General features: G+C 39.5%; 14 protein-coding genes. 5 read left to right on the top strand and 9 right to left on the bottom strand.

The window, feature by feature from the left end:
• Positions 1-37: 37 nt before the first annotated feature.
• Together pheT and V7O61_RS08730 are read right to left on the bottom strand one after the other, a co-directional pair.
• Positions 38-1,657 (bottom strand): phenylalanine--tRNA ligase subunit beta, encoded by a 1,620-nt coding sequence (gene pheT, locus V7O61_RS08725; protein ID WP_023843803.1) that lies wholly within the window; start codon positions 1,655-1,657, stop codon positions 38-40.
• A 232-nt stretch (positions 1,658-1,889) separates the two neighbouring features.
• Positions 1,890-2,798 carry a UbiA family prenyltransferase gene (locus V7O61_RS08730; protein WP_023843804.1) on the bottom strand — a complete coding sequence of 303 codons (909 nt, stop codon included), beginning with the start codon at positions 2,796-2,798 and terminating at the stop codon, positions 1,890-1,892.
• A gap of 370 nt (positions 2,799-3,168) precedes the next feature.
• Between V7O61_RS08730 and V7O61_RS08735 the strand changes: the two genes are divergently transcribed.
• The 3 genes from V7O61_RS08735 to rnhB all read left to right on the top strand — a co-directional run bounded on the left by V7O61_RS08735 (position 3,169) and on the right by rnhB (position 8,299).
• On the top strand, positions 3,169-5,259 hold the full coding sequence (locus V7O61_RS08735) for a type II/IV secretion system ATPase subunit (protein ID WP_407282116.1): 2,091 nt from the start codon (positions 3,169-3,171) through the stop codon (positions 5,257-5,259).
• A gap of 28 nt (positions 5,260-5,287) precedes the next feature.
• Positions 5,288-7,489 carry a type II secretion system F family protein gene (locus tag V7O61_RS08740; RefSeq protein WP_407347377.1) on the top strand — a complete coding sequence of 734 codons (2,202 nt, stop codon included), beginning with the start codon at positions 5,288-5,290 and terminating at the stop codon, positions 7,487-7,489.
• Positions 7,490-7,627: 138 nt separating this feature from the next.
• Entirely contained in the window at positions 7,628-8,299 is a 672-nt protein-coding gene (rnhB, locus tag V7O61_RS08745; RefSeq protein WP_407282114.1) for a ribonuclease HII, read from the top strand.
• 299 nt (positions 8,300-8,598) lie between these two features.
• On the opposite strand, the gene purQ is transcribed toward rnhB, so the two are convergent.
• From purQ to V7O61_RS08760, 3 genes are all read right to left on the bottom strand, one after another.
• The gene (purQ, locus tag V7O61_RS08750; protein ID WP_407282113.1) at positions 8,599-9,294 is read right to left on the bottom strand and encodes a phosphoribosylformylglycinamidine synthase subunit PurQ; all 696 of its coding nucleotides are present in this window, start codon (positions 9,292-9,294) and stop codon (positions 8,599-8,601) included.
• Complete coding sequence (gene purS, locus V7O61_RS08755) at positions 9,291-9,542, bottom strand: phosphoribosylformylglycinamidine synthase subunit PurS (protein ID WP_023843809.1); 252 nt, start codon at positions 9,540-9,542, stop codon at positions 9,291-9,293. Before purS ends, purQ begins: the two co-directional genes overlap by 4 nt.
• Positions 9,543-9,711: 169 nt before the next feature.
• Positions 9,712-10,299 carry a CDP-alcohol phosphatidyltransferase family protein gene (locus V7O61_RS08760; protein WP_023843810.1) on the bottom strand — a complete coding sequence of 196 codons (588 nt, stop codon included), beginning with the start codon at positions 10,297-10,299 and terminating at the stop codon, positions 9,712-9,714.
• A 265-nt stretch (positions 10,300-10,564) separates the two neighbouring features.
• Between V7O61_RS08760 and V7O61_RS08765 the strand changes: the two genes are divergently transcribed.
• Positions 10,565-10,951 (top strand): hypothetical protein, encoded by a 387-nt coding sequence (locus V7O61_RS08765; RefSeq protein ID WP_023843811.1) that lies wholly within the window; start codon positions 10,565-10,567, stop codon positions 10,949-10,951.
• 33 nt (positions 10,952-10,984) lie between these two features.
• Here the strand turns inward: V7O61_RS08765 and V7O61_RS08770 are convergent, their stop codons facing one another.
• Both V7O61_RS08770 and V7O61_RS08775 read right to left on the bottom strand, forming a co-directional pair.
• Positions 10,985-11,590, bottom strand: coding sequence for a hypothetical protein (locus tag V7O61_RS08770; RefSeq protein ID WP_407282112.1), 606 nt, complete (start codon positions 11,588-11,590; stop codon positions 10,985-10,987).
• Between the two features lie 26 nt (positions 11,591-11,616).
• The gene (locus tag V7O61_RS08775) at positions 11,617-12,033 is read right to left on the bottom strand and encodes a DUF6884 domain-containing protein (protein ID WP_407282111.1); all 417 of its coding nucleotides are present in this window, start codon (positions 12,031-12,033) and stop codon (positions 11,617-11,619) included.
• Positions 12,034-12,244: 211 nt separating this feature from the next.
• Between V7O61_RS08775 and V7O61_RS08780 the strand changes: the two genes are divergently transcribed.
• A complete protein-coding gene (locus tag V7O61_RS08780; RefSeq protein ID WP_407282110.1) occupies positions 12,245-14,410 on the top strand; it encodes a diphthine--ammonia ligase in 2,166 nt (721 codons plus the stop codon).
• Between the two features lie 83 nt (positions 14,411-14,493).
• Here V7O61_RS08780 and V7O61_RS08785 read toward each other — a convergent pair whose 3' ends face one another.
• Together V7O61_RS08785 and V7O61_RS08790 are read right to left on the bottom strand one after the other, a co-directional pair.
• Positions 14,494-15,195 (bottom strand): hypothetical protein, encoded by a 702-nt coding sequence (locus tag V7O61_RS08785; protein ID WP_407282109.1) that lies wholly within the window; start codon positions 15,193-15,195, stop codon positions 14,494-14,496.
• 249 nt (positions 15,196-15,444) lie between these two features.
• Positions 15,445-16,662: a phenylacetate--CoA ligase gene (locus tag V7O61_RS08790; protein ID WP_342766040.1), complete on the bottom strand. Its 1,218-nt coding sequence runs from the start codon at positions 16,660-16,662 to the stop codon at positions 15,445-15,447.
• Positions 16,663-16,723: the final 61 nt, after the last annotated feature.

A 16,723-nucleotide genomic window follows, 5' to 3' on the forward strand; every position in this document is an offset into this window, starting at 1 on the left:
CTGTGAGAAGTAAACACATCAACTGAAATGATGAAGATCAATCAAGAAGATCGATCTCAAATCCTACAACTGGCTGACCAAGGCCGAAATTAACTATAACCTGAGGGAACAGTTCTCCCATGACACCTATTTTTTTGCCATTTACAAGAATGTCAGCCCTTCTGCCTTCCATGAAAGCCGGATCTTCTGATTCCACAACCTCGTATTCCACAAGTCTTTCACGCATAAGAGCATCCACAAGTTCCCTTACTTCTGTGAAATTTGCCTGTGGGCTTATGGAAACAGCTGCAAGGTGCAGGCCGTTCTTACCGTTGATAACAACATCACCAGCTTCAAAAATCTTCTGTGGAAGCTCCCTGTGCTGGTTCATGGAAAGTATCTCAATGAGATTCGGCAGGATAGTTGTCCTGACCATTGTCTGGTCTTCGCTTATCGGATGCATTACATAGGTGACATCATCGGTCTTTTCCCTGCACATCCAGTCAAAGTGAACCCTGTCACTTGTAAGTGTGAACGGCATGACCTGAAGATATCCAAGTCCAGTCATGATCTCACGCATATCAGTGCTTATGTCTGAAAGCATGTGAGACTTGCCTACTGTTGCATTCATCGGAAATACTGCAGGAATCTTGTCAAATCCGTATCCGACTGCGATATCTTCAATGATGTCAGAGTTATCAAGAATATCTGCACGGTAGCGTGGTATCTGAACTTCAATACGTCCGTCCTCAAGTTCTTTTGCACCAAAGCCCATTCTTCCAAGCTGGTTAATTATCTCGTCAGCCGGAAGTTCCATACCAATAAGACCATCGATCTCTGCTCTTTCAAGCACCTTTACTCTTGGGCCCAGGTCTAGAGGAATATCCTCGGTTCCGTCTGCATTGATAACCTTAACATACTCTATTTCTCCGCCACGTTCTGCAAGAGCTGTTGTGACTATGTTGAGTGCAGTGTACACTTCATTGCTAAGTCCTGTGACATCCACCAGAAGATCGGTTGTATCTTCAGTTACCATTGTGAGTGTACCGTTAATTATTGGCGGGAATGAGAGCACATTGTCGTTTGCATCAAGGATAAGTGGATACATGTCAAAACCATCAAGGATATGTGCGAAGCGTGTTCCTTTTGGATGCTTCTCAAGTATTTCCCTCATGGTCATTGGTTCTGTAAAATCAAGAGGAACAAAACTGAAATCCGGGTCTGCTGCAATATACCTGAAAGGAGGCTGAACCTTTGAGAGATCGTGCACACCTATTGAGACTTTTTTACGGTCACGTCCAAGTCCCCAGTGGAGTGATTCCTGAAGGTCCATCAGCGTCTTGATAGCACTTGAACTGAAATTTACACCACGGACGATTGCACAGCCAAAAACCGGACGAACTGAATCTATATTCTCGTCTTTTCTAATCTCAACTGTGTAAGGCTTGACCTCATATTCCCTGAAACCGGGTTCTATATCAAGAAAACCACGCAATGCACGTGCAACGCCCTCTACACTGTAAAGGTCCGGGCGGTCAGGGAAGAATTCGATATCAATTGACTCCTCTTCTATACGCTCGATATCTGCGCCTATCATCGGCACGCGCTCAATAATTGTATCCTTGTCTGTTCCGGTTAATTGTTCAAGGTCATCATATGGTAAGGTTATAATAGGCATAGGGTTTTCCTCAGTTCCTTCCCTGTTTTGTTCTAGCTATAATCTAGCAGAACATATCCACCTTTACATTTAATATTTGTGTTTAAATGCAGCTAAATGTAGACTTCAGGGAGACATGCAGTTAGTTTGGAGAGTTCTTTTTTGTTTTTGCTTTTTGTAGAGGAATCAGAACCCTATGCTTGAAACATATTGAATGCTAATATTGATCCATATTTAATGTTGAATTAAATGCTTAGAAAACACTGAGCATTGTAACGTACTTTCCAGCAAAGATGAAAATCGACCACATAATTGGTTCAAATGCTGCAAAGATATAAGATGTGTATTCTTTTCTGGACTTTACAACCCTGTTAATGTAACTTACAGCGTAATAGAACATTGGAATTACTGCAAGTGTGAAAACCGGCAGAAGACCGATTAAAACACATCCCAGTATGAATACAACTGACACGATGTTAATAAGTCTGAGAATGAAAGGATATTTCTTGTCTCCAAGAATTGCAGGAACTGTCAGAAGGCCATCTTTACGGTCACCTTCCAAATCTCTTACATCAAAGAGAATCTGTATATTCATCATACGAATGAAGACGAACAGTGCAAGCATAATTGCACCGTATGTTATTGGCACTGAATAATAGATGAATGCGAAAATTGCCATGAATGCCCAGACGATAGAAACAAAGACGTTCTTAAATGCCGGGATCTTTTTTGTGAGTTTCTTAAAATGACTTCCATAGAGAAGACCAAGAATAAGGATTGACATTCCAATTATAGTTATAATAACTGATGTGAAGACCATCATTATGGTGAGAAGTACCAGAGAAGTGATAATGACTGTACACTTGCTCTTGTTCTTACATAACAGATACTTTGCACGACTGCTGTTTGTAGTTTCATCAGAGCTTGCACCCTGAGTATAATCGTAAAGGTAGATTGCGTAGAACAGAAGATATGTCACAAAAAGAATATCCCAGCTTACAGGAATCATAAACACAATTGAACAAGCCATTACAACAGAAACTGACCCTAAAGCAAAGAGATGGCCACCAAATACCAGTTCTCTCCAGAGAATACTCATAAGCATTACGATATCATTTCTAAATCCGAATCCGGAACTGACTGCATGTACATTAGAACTCATAAAAGTTGATTACTTTGGACACGCATGTCAATATAATGAATATAATTATAGTTTTATATTAAAATTTATGAACATTCAGTATATACCAATGAACATACCCTTCCTTAATTAGTATCTACGAAAATGCAAGGGATGAAAATAAAAAGTTACGTTCAGTTTTGCAATTAAATTTGTTAGATATTGCAAAAAAAACAGAAACTGTACAGCATTGTAAGACAGGAAATTTACATTCTTACAATACCTTTAATTACCAGTATAGTATAATTATAATAAGTATATAATATAATCAATCATGCTTCTGGCACCTTCAACATTACGAATTAATTAACAATGATTTATAACATCAAATTATCCATCCAGCGGTGAAACAATGGCCGATGACCAATCTAATGTTTCTGAGGAAGAATCTTCCATTCATATTAAAAAAGAAAATACTGAAGAAGTTTCCAGTGATCAGGAAACTGATGATGAAATCCTTAACACTGATATAATGAAGGAAATGTCGGAAATAGAAAAAGACAGAGAGAAATTTGAAAAGGATTTTGCTCAACTGCTCAGTACTACTGAGGAAAACACCGCAGAGGATGAAGAAGAGCAAGAGGCAGATGAAGAAGAAAGTGATGAGAATTTTGGAATTTTGCTCCCAAGATCGCCTAATTTCGGCCCTTCAAAACCATTAATAACTGGAACTGGTGATGAGGAAAAAACTCCGGAACCTCTGCCAGAAGAAGATGAAATAATTGAGAAGGAAGATTCTATAGATACACAAACAGAAGAAATTGAAATCATTGCACCGGAAGAAGAACTAATTTCCCCGGAAAGTCCCGAATCAGAATCGGAGGATAAAACAGAGGATGCACAGGAACAGTCTGATGAAAAGAAAGTGAAGCCTGGATTTGTTGACAAAATAAAAAATATCTTCAAACAAACCGAGATGGAACTCGATCCATATGATCCTGAAATACATGGACCTATTACGGAATTTAAAGGCGAGGAAGGATATGAAGAGATTGAGCGTTACTGGGTAAATGAACCATACGCATTCATCGTTATCTTATTCAATGAAGACCGCAACAGTCATCTTTACTATATTGTAGAACCTGAACTTACTGATTTTGAACATACTTTCCTCCTTGAAATTAAAGACCGGTTAAGAGACGTGCTTCTTGTGGAAGAAATCAACGAGGAAGAAGACGATAAGGAAGCAGTACTTGAGTCTAAAATACGTTCCATAATTAAAGATTACACCATTGAAATAACTCCTCCAATGCTGGAAAAAATATCATATTACATCAAGAGAGACTTTGTCAGGTTCGGAAAGATTGATGCCCTGATGATGGATGACTCCATTGAAGATGTGTCCGGCAATGGCCATGACGTACCAATTTTCCTTTATCACAGGGCGCACCAGAATATCGCTACCAATGTAGTCTATGAAGAAGATGAACTAAACTCTTTTATTATCCAGATGGCCCAGAGAAGTGGTAAACACATTTCGGTTGCAGAACCTATGGTTGATGCGACCATGCCGGATGGTTCCAGGATCCAGATGACTCTGGGTACAAGTGTTACCGCACACGGCAGTACATTTACCATCCGTAAGTTCAGTGATACACCAATAACACCTGTAGACCTTATAAAATGGGGAACTTTCTCCTCAGAATCCATGGCATATCTCTGGCTCTGCATTGAAAACAACAAGAGTTTGATCTATGCAGGTGGTACTGCATCAGGTAAGACCTCTTCACTTAACGCAGTTTCACTCTTTATTCCAGAAAAAGCCAAGGTCATCACACTTGAAGATACAAGAGAACTCAAACTACCTCATCCAAACTGGATCCCAAGTATCACCAGGGATTCGTTCACCGCAGATGAAAGAGGAGCCGTCGATATGTACGACCTGCTAAAGGCAGCTCTGAGGCAAAGACCTGAATTCCTGCTTGTGGGTGAGGTAAGAGGTAAGGAAGCACTCACTCTTTTCCAGGCAATGTCAACAGGACACACTACATTCTCAACAATGCACGCTGACTCTGTTGCATCTGCCATTCACAGACTTGAAAATCCACCTATCAGTGTTCCACGTACAATGATCCAGGCACTGGACATCATGAGCATCCAGTCACAGACGTACACCAAGGGCAAGCGTGTAAGAAGGAACATCAAACTGGTAGAGATTGTTGACATCGATCCGAATACAAGGAACATAAGGACAAACGATATCTTTGTCTGGGATTCTGAGGCAGACGTGTTCGTCCGCACAGGTGAATCGAAAGCCCTTTTTGACATCAAGATGAGACGTGGTTGGGCACAGGGTAAGGTCGATCAGGAATTGTACTATCGCCAGAAGATCCTGGAATACATGGTAGAGAATGGAATCAATGATTTCCAGGAAATTTCGGACATTATCAATGCTTACCAGTCCACACCGGAAAAGGTCCTGAAAAAATTACAACTTGAATGATGCTGGTGTGAAAAGTGGTTGTGATATTGTGACTGAGATTAAAGAAAGTTCTGAAAGGCAGGCAGAAGATCTCCCTGAAGAGATTATCACTGAAATAGAAGAGGACATATCTGCTGAAACCCAGACAACTCAGGAACCGCTAAGTGATGGTAAAAAGGGAAAAAAGAAGAAATCCAAAAAATCAAAGAGCAGTTTTGATTTTGACCATTACGTGAAAAAGATCTTAATTTACGTAGAGATATTTAAAAAAATACCTTATGTACTTATTGGAGATAAGATTAAAGCCAGAAAGGAAAGCTATGAAAACCTTCAAACACAGCTCAACCAGGCACGTATACCCATCTCTCATGAGATGTACATATCAAATGCTATCTTCTATTCCCTTGTTGCGGGAATTGTAGGTGCTCTTATCGGGTTATTCCTCACATACACTGTTGTTGTACTTGTAGGATTACCTGAGCAACTGACAAACCTGACATTCAGTCCGAGATTTGCATGGTTGCTGTCCTTTAAAGAAATATTTGTCGGTTTTTTCATTACTGGCATTTTTATAGTAGGAATGGGCGGAGTCGTCTATGGCCTGTTCATGCTTTTACCCGGATTCCAGGCAAGTGAAAGAAAAGCCAAGATAGACATGCAGCTTCCTTATGCTGTTACGTTTATGTACGCCCTCAGTAAAGGCGGAATGAATATTATCGATGTTTTCAGAGCTATTGCAAGGTCAGAGGATACATACGGAGAAGTATCCAAGGAGATAGATGCCATTGTAAGGGATATGGACTATTTCGGACATGACCTGAGAACTGCACTTTCAAATGCTTCGGATACAACACCTTCTGACAGGTTCCAGGATCTTATGTATAACCTTCTTACTGTTATTGACAGTGGAGGTAATATTCCAAACTATTTCCGTGACAAATCAGAACAATATCTTATAAAGGCGGAAGTTGACCAGAAAGGATTCCTTGAAACACTGGGACTGCTGGCAGAATCATACGTTACTGCCTTTGTAGCTGGTCCGCTGTTTATTATCATCATGGGTGTCATGATGGCCGTTATGGGTTCAGGAACCACCACCATGGTATATGCTATTATTTACGCTGTACTGCCTATTGGTTCTGTAATGTTTGTTGTGATGATCAGTATTATCACACCTACCGAACTTGGAGAACCTAAACTGCTGCCTACCACTGAAACTCTTGACCACGGAATACCTGATGTTCCGGCAAACCTTAAACAGGTTTATGATGAAGAGGGTGAACTTGTAGATGAAACTGATGAAAAAGTCCGCAACAGAGGCTATTTCACAGATTTCATTAAGTCTAAAAAATCTCTTGCTTTAAAGAGTATTGCATTAAACCCTCTAAAACCAATGTTAAAAGAGCCACTTACAACACTTGTTATTACAATTCCATTGGCTTTGTTCGTTGTTTTTATGCCAATGCTAATGAACATGAACAGGATAAGAAATCCTGCATTCTTTGTGGATTTTATCGATGACAAGATTGTACTGGCACTGTTTATAATCATTATTCCACTTTCCATATTCCATGAAATAAAATCCAGAAGAAAGAGAAAACTTGAGAACAGCTTCCCGGATTTTATGAAGAAACTTGCCAGTACTAATGAAACCGGTATGACACTCAGAGACTCAATCAGACTTATGGCGAAGTCAGATACTGATACACTGAGCAAGGAAATAAGGAAAATATGGCATGACATCTTCTGGGGACTTGAAATAAATGACGCACTGATACGATTTGCAAATCGTCTGAGAACCCAGGTTGTAACCAGGTCACTCTCACTTATCACAAAGGCAAACGAGTCAAGCGGAGATATCGGCGAGGTTCTGCTGGTAGCTGCGAGGGATGCAGCGTCAGAGCAGGGTATGAAAAGAGAACGTGCAATGAGTATGATGATCTACATTGTCATCATCTACATATCGTTCTTCGTCTTTGTCGGCGTTATATTTGTCATTTCAACAACATTCCTTACCGAGATGGCAGAAGCAGGACAGCAAATGGCAGAATCGGGCTCATCAAGCGGAGGATTCCTCGGAAGCTTTGACCTTGAAGCATATACACGCCTTTTCAAGCATGCATCCATTATCCAGGGAATGAGTTCAGGACTCATGGCAGGTGCCATGGGAGAAGGAAATGTTATGTCCGGCCTGAAACACTCTGTTATCATGGTGGCAATAGGATATGCGATATTCACTCTCTTTGTCTGAACAGGCAATTTTACAAAATAAATGCCAGGTAAAATATCAGGAACTTAAAACAGAAACTAACAGCAGAAACTAAACTGCCCTGGCAAATACTTTTTTAAAATCAGAATCCTTTGTACTGTTAGCAGAGAGGATTTGTTCATGAAAATAGCCGGATTAGACGAAGCTGGAAAAGGGCCGGTAATAGGACCAATGTGTATCGGCGGTGTTATGCTTGACGATGCAAAGGAAAGTACACTAAGGAATCTTGGAGTTGCCGATTCAAAAAAAATCAGTCCTAAGAAAAGAGTACAGCTTGCAGGCCAGATAGAAAAATATTCTGAGAAGGTTTTTGTTCTGGAAGTATCCGCTGAGCAAATAGATGAGCTCAGGACTCTTATGAGCATGAACGATATTATGGTGGTTGCATTCTCAAAAGTGCTTGAACAGCTTCATCCAGAAACAGCCTATGCCGATGCTGCCGATGTTAACGAAGAAAGGTTTGGCTTCAGACTTCTGGAAGAATACCGTAAGAACAATCCTGAAAAAGCTGATAATCTTACAATAATTTCTAAGCACAAAGCGGATGCAAGTTATCCGATAGTTTCTGCTGCATCTATCGTTGCCAAGGTACGCAGAGACCAGCTTATAGAAGATTTAAAAGCTGAACATGGAGTGGATTTTGGAAGCGGCTATCCATCTGATCCTAAAACTAAGAAGTTCCTAGCCGAATGGTATGGAGAGAATGGAGAATTACCTGATTTTGTGAGACATTCCTGGAAGACGGTGGAGAATGTTATTAAGAATGCTGAAGCTGAAAATCAGCAGGAATAATCAAGAGTGGTTCACAAAAACAACCTTTAATCTAAAAACAAAATAACCATACGCCGAAGGCGGCACATTACGATGCTTCTATACAGAAGATTGTGCCAAAGATTTATGATTTTATACAAATGCCTTACAGACTTTTTGGTAAATAGGAAGTTCAGAGTAGCAAACAAAGTACTTTGTTTCATCTTATGGTAAAGTGCCGGCTTCGCCTGAGTCTTCGTGTTCGCTTTAGTTATTCGTGACCCGGAATAAAGAGTTAAAAATGAAAAATAAATCAAAGTTAATTGAAAAAAAGAGTAGAATCAATTTTTGGAAATAAATTCCATCATTGATTCGAATATCTTTATACCGTCTTTTGAGCCGAGTATTTCCTCTGAAGCTCTCTCAGGGTGTGGCATCATACCGAGTACATTCTTCTTTGCACTTACAATACCTGCAATGTTTTCCTGTGAGCCGTTAGGATTTGCCTCGTCTGTTACTTTGCCTTCCTTGTCCACGTATCTGAATACAACCTGATCGTTGTTTTCAAGTTTTGAAAGGGTTTCTTCATCTGCGTAGAAATTACCTTCCATGTGAGCGATAGGAATGCTGACTACCTCACCTTTCTTGAATTTTGAAGTGAAAGGAGTGTCAGTTGTCTCAACTCTCAGAAGTGTAGATTCACATTTGAATTTTGGATAGTTGTTAGTTGTAAGAGCTCCGTCAAGAAGACCTGATTCGGTCAGTACCTGGAAACCGTTGCATATACCTATTACAGGTTTGCCTGCTTCTGCAAGTTTCTTGATTGAAGCCATGATAGGAGTACGTGCTGCAATGGCACCGGCTCTGAGGTAATCTCCGTATGAGAATCCTCCGGGAACAACTATACCGTCAAAACGAGAAAGGTCTTCTTCCTTGTACCATACGAGTTCAGCGTCTGCTCCGATTACATCTTTAAGGACATGCAACACGTCAAGGTCACAATTGCTGCCACCAAACTGTACAATACCTATACTCATTGCAGTTCCCTCAGGGAGATTTCATAATTATGGATGATCGGGTTTGCGATGAGCTTCTGGCACATCTGCTCGACTGTCTCTCTGGCATCATGGATGTTCTCTGCCTGAAGATCAATTGTGTATTTCTTAGCTGTTTTCACACTCTCGGTTTCATATCCAAGGTGTTCAAGTGCCCTTTTGATGGTTGTGCCTTCAGGGTCAAGCATACCGCTTTTAAGTTCAATGGTTACATCTGCCTGATATTGCATTTGGAATCCTCATTTGATGATGTATATTGATAATAATATAACAGTTAACTAGGCAATTAATAATAACGCCTTATATTATAAGCTTTGCATTGGAAGACATCATTCCCAGTTCCTGAATACAAAAATAAAAACAACAATAATAAACAATAATAAAATCATCACAAAAAAATCATGAAAGCTCTTTTTTTGCATAGAGCAAACGCTGCACCATTGTTATGTGTGTAAGAATAACTATCAGGACAATGGATTCGACAAGATATCCACTAAGTGAACCTAATACAAGGATAATCATGCGTTCAGGTCTTTCGGCTATACCGATATTCATTGAACTTACACCTGCGCTTTCTGCTCTGGAACGCACGTAACTCACCATGTATGATCCAATGACGGCAAAAATAACCCAGAACCACATTGGCACTGAGAACAAGCTGGGTTGGACGATAGTGCCGGTAACGGAACCATAAATGATTCCTGCAAATACAATTGCATCTGCATACCTGTCACAAACGGAATCCAGAACCGCTCCGAATACTGACATACGATTCTTTGCCCTGGCAACGGCACCGTCTATCATGTCAAAGAAACCGCTGAAGAGTATTAGTAAAGCTCCTGCTATCATGTTGCCTGTGGCAAAAACAACAGCCGCCCAGATGCTTATAAGAAGACCAATGATGGTGAGAGAGTTTGGAGATAGCGGTATCCATTTCACTAGCGGTAATATCGATGACCTGATAGTATCTTTGAGTTCACTGAACATTATATGCCTCTGTCCTGCAACTGTTGTAACTATTTACAATCTCATTCTATTTTATCTGTTGCATTTTATGTAACTAATGCCAACATTCCAAATATGGCATATCATAATAATGATGCTCATTAGACAGAATAGTAGAGAAAACGTTAAATATCAAATTGAGAAAGCATCAATTGCAGTTAGTAATTTCGCAGGATAGGAAATATCAATTTGTGAAAATACCTGGGGTTTTGTACCCGTTCTGCTAAAAACAAAACGAGGAAAATAAATGAAGACCGAACGCAAGATTCTGGTATGCGAGAACGGAAAGCTGGTACTTAGGAATATATCACTTGCCTACACGGACTCTAATGGAGAAACAGCATATCTGTTCGAGCCTGAAAAGAAGGCAGAAAACCAGACAGAGAGCTATTACGACCGTATAGAAAACAATTTCCTGCTCATAGGTCTTCTCAGGAAAGTTGACATGTCAAAGCTCAGCAACGAAGAGGTTCAGGATCTAATGCTCAGAAAGCATGAAAAAGAAGAAACCTTCCTCAGGGCCGGAAGAGCCAACGGATACAACCTTGGACTTGACATGAACCCTGATGATATTCTGAGATTCTATATCTCACTTTCACCCGAAGAACGTGTTGCTCTGGAATGTAAGCCCTGAGCACATCTAAATAATGAAAAAAATTTAGGCATGCTATTCATGTAGAATTAGTTCCAATTGGCCTATTTCATTATCAGAAAGTGGTGTTTTATACAAGTTATTTACTAACCACAACCCACTTTCCCTAATCTTTTTCTTTGGTGAATTTTTTCCAAACCAAGTTTCAGTAGATTTGCATTCGGTGCAAAGAGAAATTGTAGATATTAATTTGGATTCAAGTTCTATCCTTTTATCCTTGTCACTCACTTCGAATACAACAAAGGAAAAATTATCCTGAATATACTTACTAACTCTTTTTTCAGTTTTCTCCTGCTTGTTAAAATCAATAATATTGAAATACTTCTCTTTGTTTTCTCTCGTTGTAAGATCTAATTCCCATTGATCAATAAACGTATCATTGTCCATATTCAAGAAAGTTCGACCTATATTCTTGCGGAAAATACTTCGGTCTTTATTCTCATTTATGAAATGTTGCTTAAGCCTTGATCTCAATTGATTTTTGCCAGTATGCGTACCCACACGTACTATTCTATCAGTACCATGTCCATATTCCGCCTTTTCAAACAATATGTAAATACCATTCTCTGGAATATTGTTTTCATCAAATGGAAAATACATTCTTTCAAGTTCACTAAACAACTGATGCAACTTTTTACACTTCTCATTTATCGTTGACATAATTTCTTGAGATGTTGTAGTTGTTCGCCTATTCTCATTCCTTCTAGTGGAATTTCGTAGTTTGATATATGCGGCAAAAGATTTTTTCTGTATGAAGCGCCTGCCAGAAACAGAAAATTATCATTTTTAATGTCTGTAGAATCTTTCAATTGAGAGAGGACTTTATTTGACCACTTTCTAATTTCCCCAGCTTTCATGTTGTTCAGAGTTTGATTATAAGGTTCAATTTCTTCTTCGAGATTCAATAAACCATGTTTAGCAGATAAGATAAATATTCTGTCTGCACCTAGAGACTTGGCATACTGCAGATTATATTTAAAAAGAGTACTGATATATAGATCTTCAGCTTTGGATTTATGATCTAGTTTCTTACTAACACATGATATGAGTATATTTTTTGCCATTTCAACACTCAGCAAAGATAACAATTTTATGTCTTAATGAATCTAGCTTTAAATTCTTTTAATTTAGAGCTTTTTATATGTTTGGTTAGTTAACTTTGATAAACTTTTTGTGTCCTATTTTTATCTTTATTTATAATTCAAACCACTGTACTCAAAGCATTTATCAGACTTCAACGCTTCTTTGAACTAAAAACAGGTCACCGATCAGAATATGTGCTCAATTACAGGCTTTTTTAATAATGATAATTCACTGGAACATGCTCTGAGTTCCCTTGAAATTACAAAGAACAGAGGACTTGACGGAATTGGAATCTGCACCAATGAAAACGTTTTCCGTGCAGAGGATGTCGATTCACTTAGTATAGATAGTGAAATCCCTGAGAGAAACGTAATGGGACACAGACTGCACTCCATGGTTAACTTTGTTCTGCAGCCTCTTGTTTATAAGGGAAAAATAGCTGCCAACTGTGAGATATACAACTGGAAAGAGCTCGCAGAGAAATATGATATCAAAGCCAAAAATGACACTGACCTGCTGATCCAGCTTATCGAGAAGAAAGCCGAAAACCGTGAAACCGAAATGATGCAGCTCATAGACGATGTGCTCCGTGAGGTAATTGGTGTCTATGCAATCGCCTACTGGCTGGATGATACAGTTTACATTGCAAGGGACATTGTTGGCCTTAAGCCACTCTGGTACAGTAATTCTGATGGCTTTGCATTTTGCTCTGAGAAAAAAGCACTTGCAAGAAATGGATTTGCCGATATCAAGGAACTAAATCCAAGAGAGATACTGGCTTACAACATCAAAACCGGAAGCCTTGAAAAATTCAACAGGGAATTCTTCTCTATTATACCTGAGCACGAAGGCAGCATGGCAGAACTTGAAAAAGTAATGCTTGAGAAACTGAAAGATTCAATATCCATACGGATGCCTGAAGAGAAATTCGGAATCCTGTTCTCAGGAGGACTTGACTCCACAATAATCGCCTGTCTGTGCAAACTTATGGGTAAAAATCCGGGAATTGATTTTACATGCTACACTGCAGGTCTTGCAGGAGTACAGCTTCCACCGGATGTAGAATACGCAAAGAAGATGGCTTATGAACTGGGACTTGACCTGAAAATCAAAATTATTGATCTTGATGAAGTTGAGGAATATCTCAAAGATGTTGTCCCTCTTGTTGAAGATAGTAACGTCCCAAAAGTTGGCGTTGCTCTCACAATGTATGCAGCATGTGTAGCTGCAAGGGAAGATGGCATCCGTGTAATGTTCTCTGGTTCAGGAGCCGATGAGATATTCGCAGGTTATGACCGCCATAAGCGTTCTACGGACATAAGCAGGGACTGCTATGCTGATGTGCTGAAAATCTACGAAAAAAACACCTATCGGGATGATGTCGTTTCAATGAACAACAATATCGAGCTGCGTGTTCCTTATCTTGACAAAAGGTTTGTGGACTATTGCCTGAAAATCCCACCTGAATATAAAATAAATGAAGAGCAGAATAAACTCATACTGCGCATGCTTGCTGAGGAGATTGGTATTCCTGCCGAAGTCAACCAGCGCAGGAAACAGGCAGCTCAGTATGGAAGTCGCTTTGACAAGGCCATCGGGAAACTTGCAAAGAAAGCAGGATGCAAAACAAAGACTGAATACCTGAAGCAGTTCTACGGACAGCCAAACCTCAAACTTGGTGTGCTTTTCAGCTCAGGTAAGGACAGCAACTATGCTATGCATGTGATGCAACAGCAAAACTACTCAATTGAGTGCCTTATTACAATCAAGAGCCAGAACCTTGATTCATACATGTTCCACACTCCTAATATTGACCTTGCACGCCTTCAGGCAGAAGCAATGGAACTCCCACTCATCGAAGAACTCACAAAGGGAGAAAAAGAGAAAGAACTCGATGACATGAAAAATGCCATCATTCGTGCAAAGGATGAGTACGGTATTGAAGGAGTTATCACAGGAGCTCTTTATTCAAATTACCAGCGTGAGAGGATCGAGAAGGTTTGCGATGAACTAGGACTCAAAGCTTTTTCACCACTGTGGCACATTGATCAGGAAAAAGAGATGTACCAACTCCTTGACCTTGGATTCGAATTCATATTCAGCAGCGTAGCTGCGTATGGCCTTAACAAAAGCTGGGTCGGGCGTATAATCAGTGAAAAAGACATCGAGAAACTTGTCAGGCTCAACGAGAAGATAGGACTCAATGTTGCCGGTGAAGGCGGCGAATTTGAGAGTTTTGTAACTGACGGACCGATGTATCACAAAAAAATAGAGATTCGTGAAATGGAAGTCATCGAGAGGGATGAGTACACTGCAAAGGTGGTTATCACCAATGCAGTGCTTGTGGATAAAGAGTGATGTAGTTAATATCACTATTTTATCTTTTGTTTTTTAGAATCATATAGATTTACCAGACTATCAGTCTAATTTGCAATTCATTGTTATGAATTTAATAAAATAACAAAGCATAAGCACAATATTAAAAGAAATAAGGTGAATCCCGATGTTGTTTTCGAAGGAATATCCTCAATTCCTGTTTCATTTGTTGTATTCTCATCTCCACCTAACAAATTAGTATTGTTGGTTTGATTGATCTCTTCTTCTACCATCATTCCAGAATTAGCAGGGTTTAATTCAATACTATCATCTATTGCATCATCATTTTTTGTAATACTCCACCTAAAAACAATAGGAACATTAGATACACTTTGATTTATCCAATTAGTATTAACCATCATATACAAATCATTGATAACATCATCATCAACTCTTTCTTTTTGATCACTATCTATATCTATGACAATATATCCATAGATATGATATCCATAACCAAGAAGAATACCTCCATTTTCTCTCATCTGAAGATGGAGTTCATTTGATGAGTGATCTATACATCTATCAAGTTGCTGTAACCATTCTTCTTTTTTCTCATCTTGTTTAATCTCAGGAATTTCTCCCATAACAGCAATAACAGAGGAATCATTCTCCAGATCATGCAAAATATATTGACCATAATCAGGAATTTGAAGTTGTTCAGGAGGATTATCTGAAGTAGAATTCATAGTATATCCACTGCTAAAACCAGATAACTGTACTAATAAAAATAGAACCATGGCCAAAACAATAGTTTTTCTTTTTTTCATATCACATACACCATATATTTTAATTTAAAATGACTTTTTTTAGATAAATAGAACTACATCAAATATAAACATATAGAGTTAATAAATTACGTTAGTATGTTTATGGAACTGTATTCATGAAACTCAGTAAAGAAACAGTTAAAAAAGAAAATAAACAAAATAACTAACATTATCATTTTTTATAATCGAATAACAGAAGAAAAATTTAAGATTAAGGTAAAAACTGTGTTGATAAAGAGTGATGTAAACTCACATCTCCCTATTATCAATAACTCTCTTACTCTTCTTTTCACTACGTGGCAATGCTCCGATAGGAACGCACTCCACATCAACGCTTACACCGATGAAATCATGGAAAGCCTTGTTCATCTGTTTTGATCTTTGTTTATTGACCTCAGGATCATCAGCATTCTCTATCTCAACCCTGAAGAGCATACTGTCCCTTCCACCTTCTCTTTCAAGGATAATCTGGTATTCACTGCTCACACCTTCCACCCTCATGATTACATCCTCTATCTGTCCGGGGTAAACATTCACAGCCTTGATCTTGATGCGGTCATCAGTACGACCAAGAAGGCGGTCAATACGCGGGAAAGGACATCCGCATTTACATGGTTCCGGATAGATACGAGTCAGATCTCTTGTCCTGTAACGTATGAGCGGTGCACCTTCCTTTGTAAGCGTGGTGATAACCAGCTCACCAAGAGTTCCATCCGGCAGAGTTTCCCCGGTTACAGGGTCTATGATCTCAAAGAGCAGATGGTCAGACCAATAATGAAGACCATCATGTAGTGAACAGTCAAGAGCAATTCCGGGACCGTATATCTCGGTGAGGCCGAAGATGTCATATGTATCAATTCCCAGTTCATTCTCAATACGGGCCCTCATCTTAGGACTCCAGCGTTCTGAACCTATAATGCCTGTAGTCAGGTGAATCTTATCTTTCAGCCCTCTTTTTGTAATCTCTTCAGCAAGTAGGAGAGCATAGGATGAAGTGCTTGCAAGAGCTGTGGATTTGAGGTCCTGCATCATCTGGAGTTGCTTTTCAGTATTTCCCGGACCCATAGGAACAGCCATTGCACCCAGAAGTTCCGTACCAGCCTGGAATCCGATTCCAGCAGTCCATAAACCATAACCTGGAGTTATCTGTATCCTGTCTTTATTTGTAAGCCCTGCCATCTTATAGCAGCGCATCATCATGTCAGCCCAGACTTCTACATCCCCTTTTGTGTAAGGAATAATTACCGGGCTTCCGGTTGTCCCTGAAGATGAATGTATCCTCACGACTTCCTCATCTGGAACAGCTTGTAATCCCAATGGATAGGCATCCCTGAGTTCTTCTTTTGTGGTGAAAGGAAGCTTGCTGATATCTTCAAGAGAGTTAATCTCGCTAATATCAACACCGGCTTCTGCAAACTTTTTCTTGTAAAATGGACTGCCTTCGGTTACTCTTTTCAGAAGGTCCATGAGACTGGCAGTTCTTGTTTCCACGGATGTATCATAGTCACAGAGATTGCGGTAATCAGCA

It is taken from the genome of Methanolobus sp. WCC1 (assembly GCF_045690315.1).
Classification (GTDB): Archaea; Halobacteriota; Methanosarcinia; order Methanosarcinales; family Methanosarcinaceae; genus Methanolobus; species Methanolobus tindarius.

Excerpts from the sequence above, each read along its gene's own strand:
- pheT (WP_023843803.1), bottom strand. The coding sequence starts at position 1,657 with ATGCCTATTATAACCTTACCATATGATGACCTTGAACAATTAACCGGA.
- V7O61_RS08730 (WP_023843804.1), bottom strand. The coding sequence starts at position 2,798 with ATGAGTTCTAATGTACATGCAGTCAGTTCCGGATTCGGATTTAGAAAT.
- V7O61_RS08735 (WP_407282116.1), top strand. The coding sequence starts at position 3,169 with ATGGCCGATGACCAATCTAATGTTTCTGAGGAAGAATCTTCCATTCAT.
- rnhB (WP_407282114.1), top strand. The coding sequence starts at position 7,628 with ATGAAAATAGCCGGATTAGACGAAGCTGGAAAAGGGCCGGTAATAGGA.
- purQ (WP_407282113.1), bottom strand. The coding sequence starts at position 9,294 with ATGAGTATAGGTATTGTACAGTTTGGTGGCAGCAATTGTGACCTTGAC.
- purS (WP_023843809.1), bottom strand. The coding sequence starts at position 9,542 with ATGCAATATCAGGCAGATGTAACCATTGAACTTAAAAGCGGTATGCTT.
- V7O61_RS08760 (WP_023843810.1), bottom strand. The coding sequence starts at position 10,299 with ATGTTCAGTGAACTCAAAGATACTATCAGGTCATCGATATTACCGCTA.
- V7O61_RS08765 (WP_023843811.1), top strand. The coding sequence starts at position 10,565 with ATGAAGACCGAACGCAAGATTCTGGTATGCGAGAACGGAAAGCTGGTA.
- V7O61_RS08775 (WP_407282111.1), bottom strand. The coding sequence starts at position 12,033 with ATGGCAAAAAATATACTCATATCATGTGTTAGTAAGAAACTAGATCAT.
- V7O61_RS08780 (WP_407282110.1), top strand. The coding sequence starts at position 12,245 with ATGTGCTCAATTACAGGCTTTTTTAATAATGATAATTCACTGGAACAT.
- V7O61_RS08785 (WP_407282109.1), bottom strand. The coding sequence starts at position 15,195 with ATGAAAAAAAGAAAAACTATTGTTTTGGCCATGGTTCTATTTTTATTA.
- V7O61_RS08790 (WP_342766040.1), bottom strand. The coding sequence starts at position 16,662 with ATGGACCTTCTGAAAAGAGTAACCGAAGGCAGTCCATTTTACAAGAAA.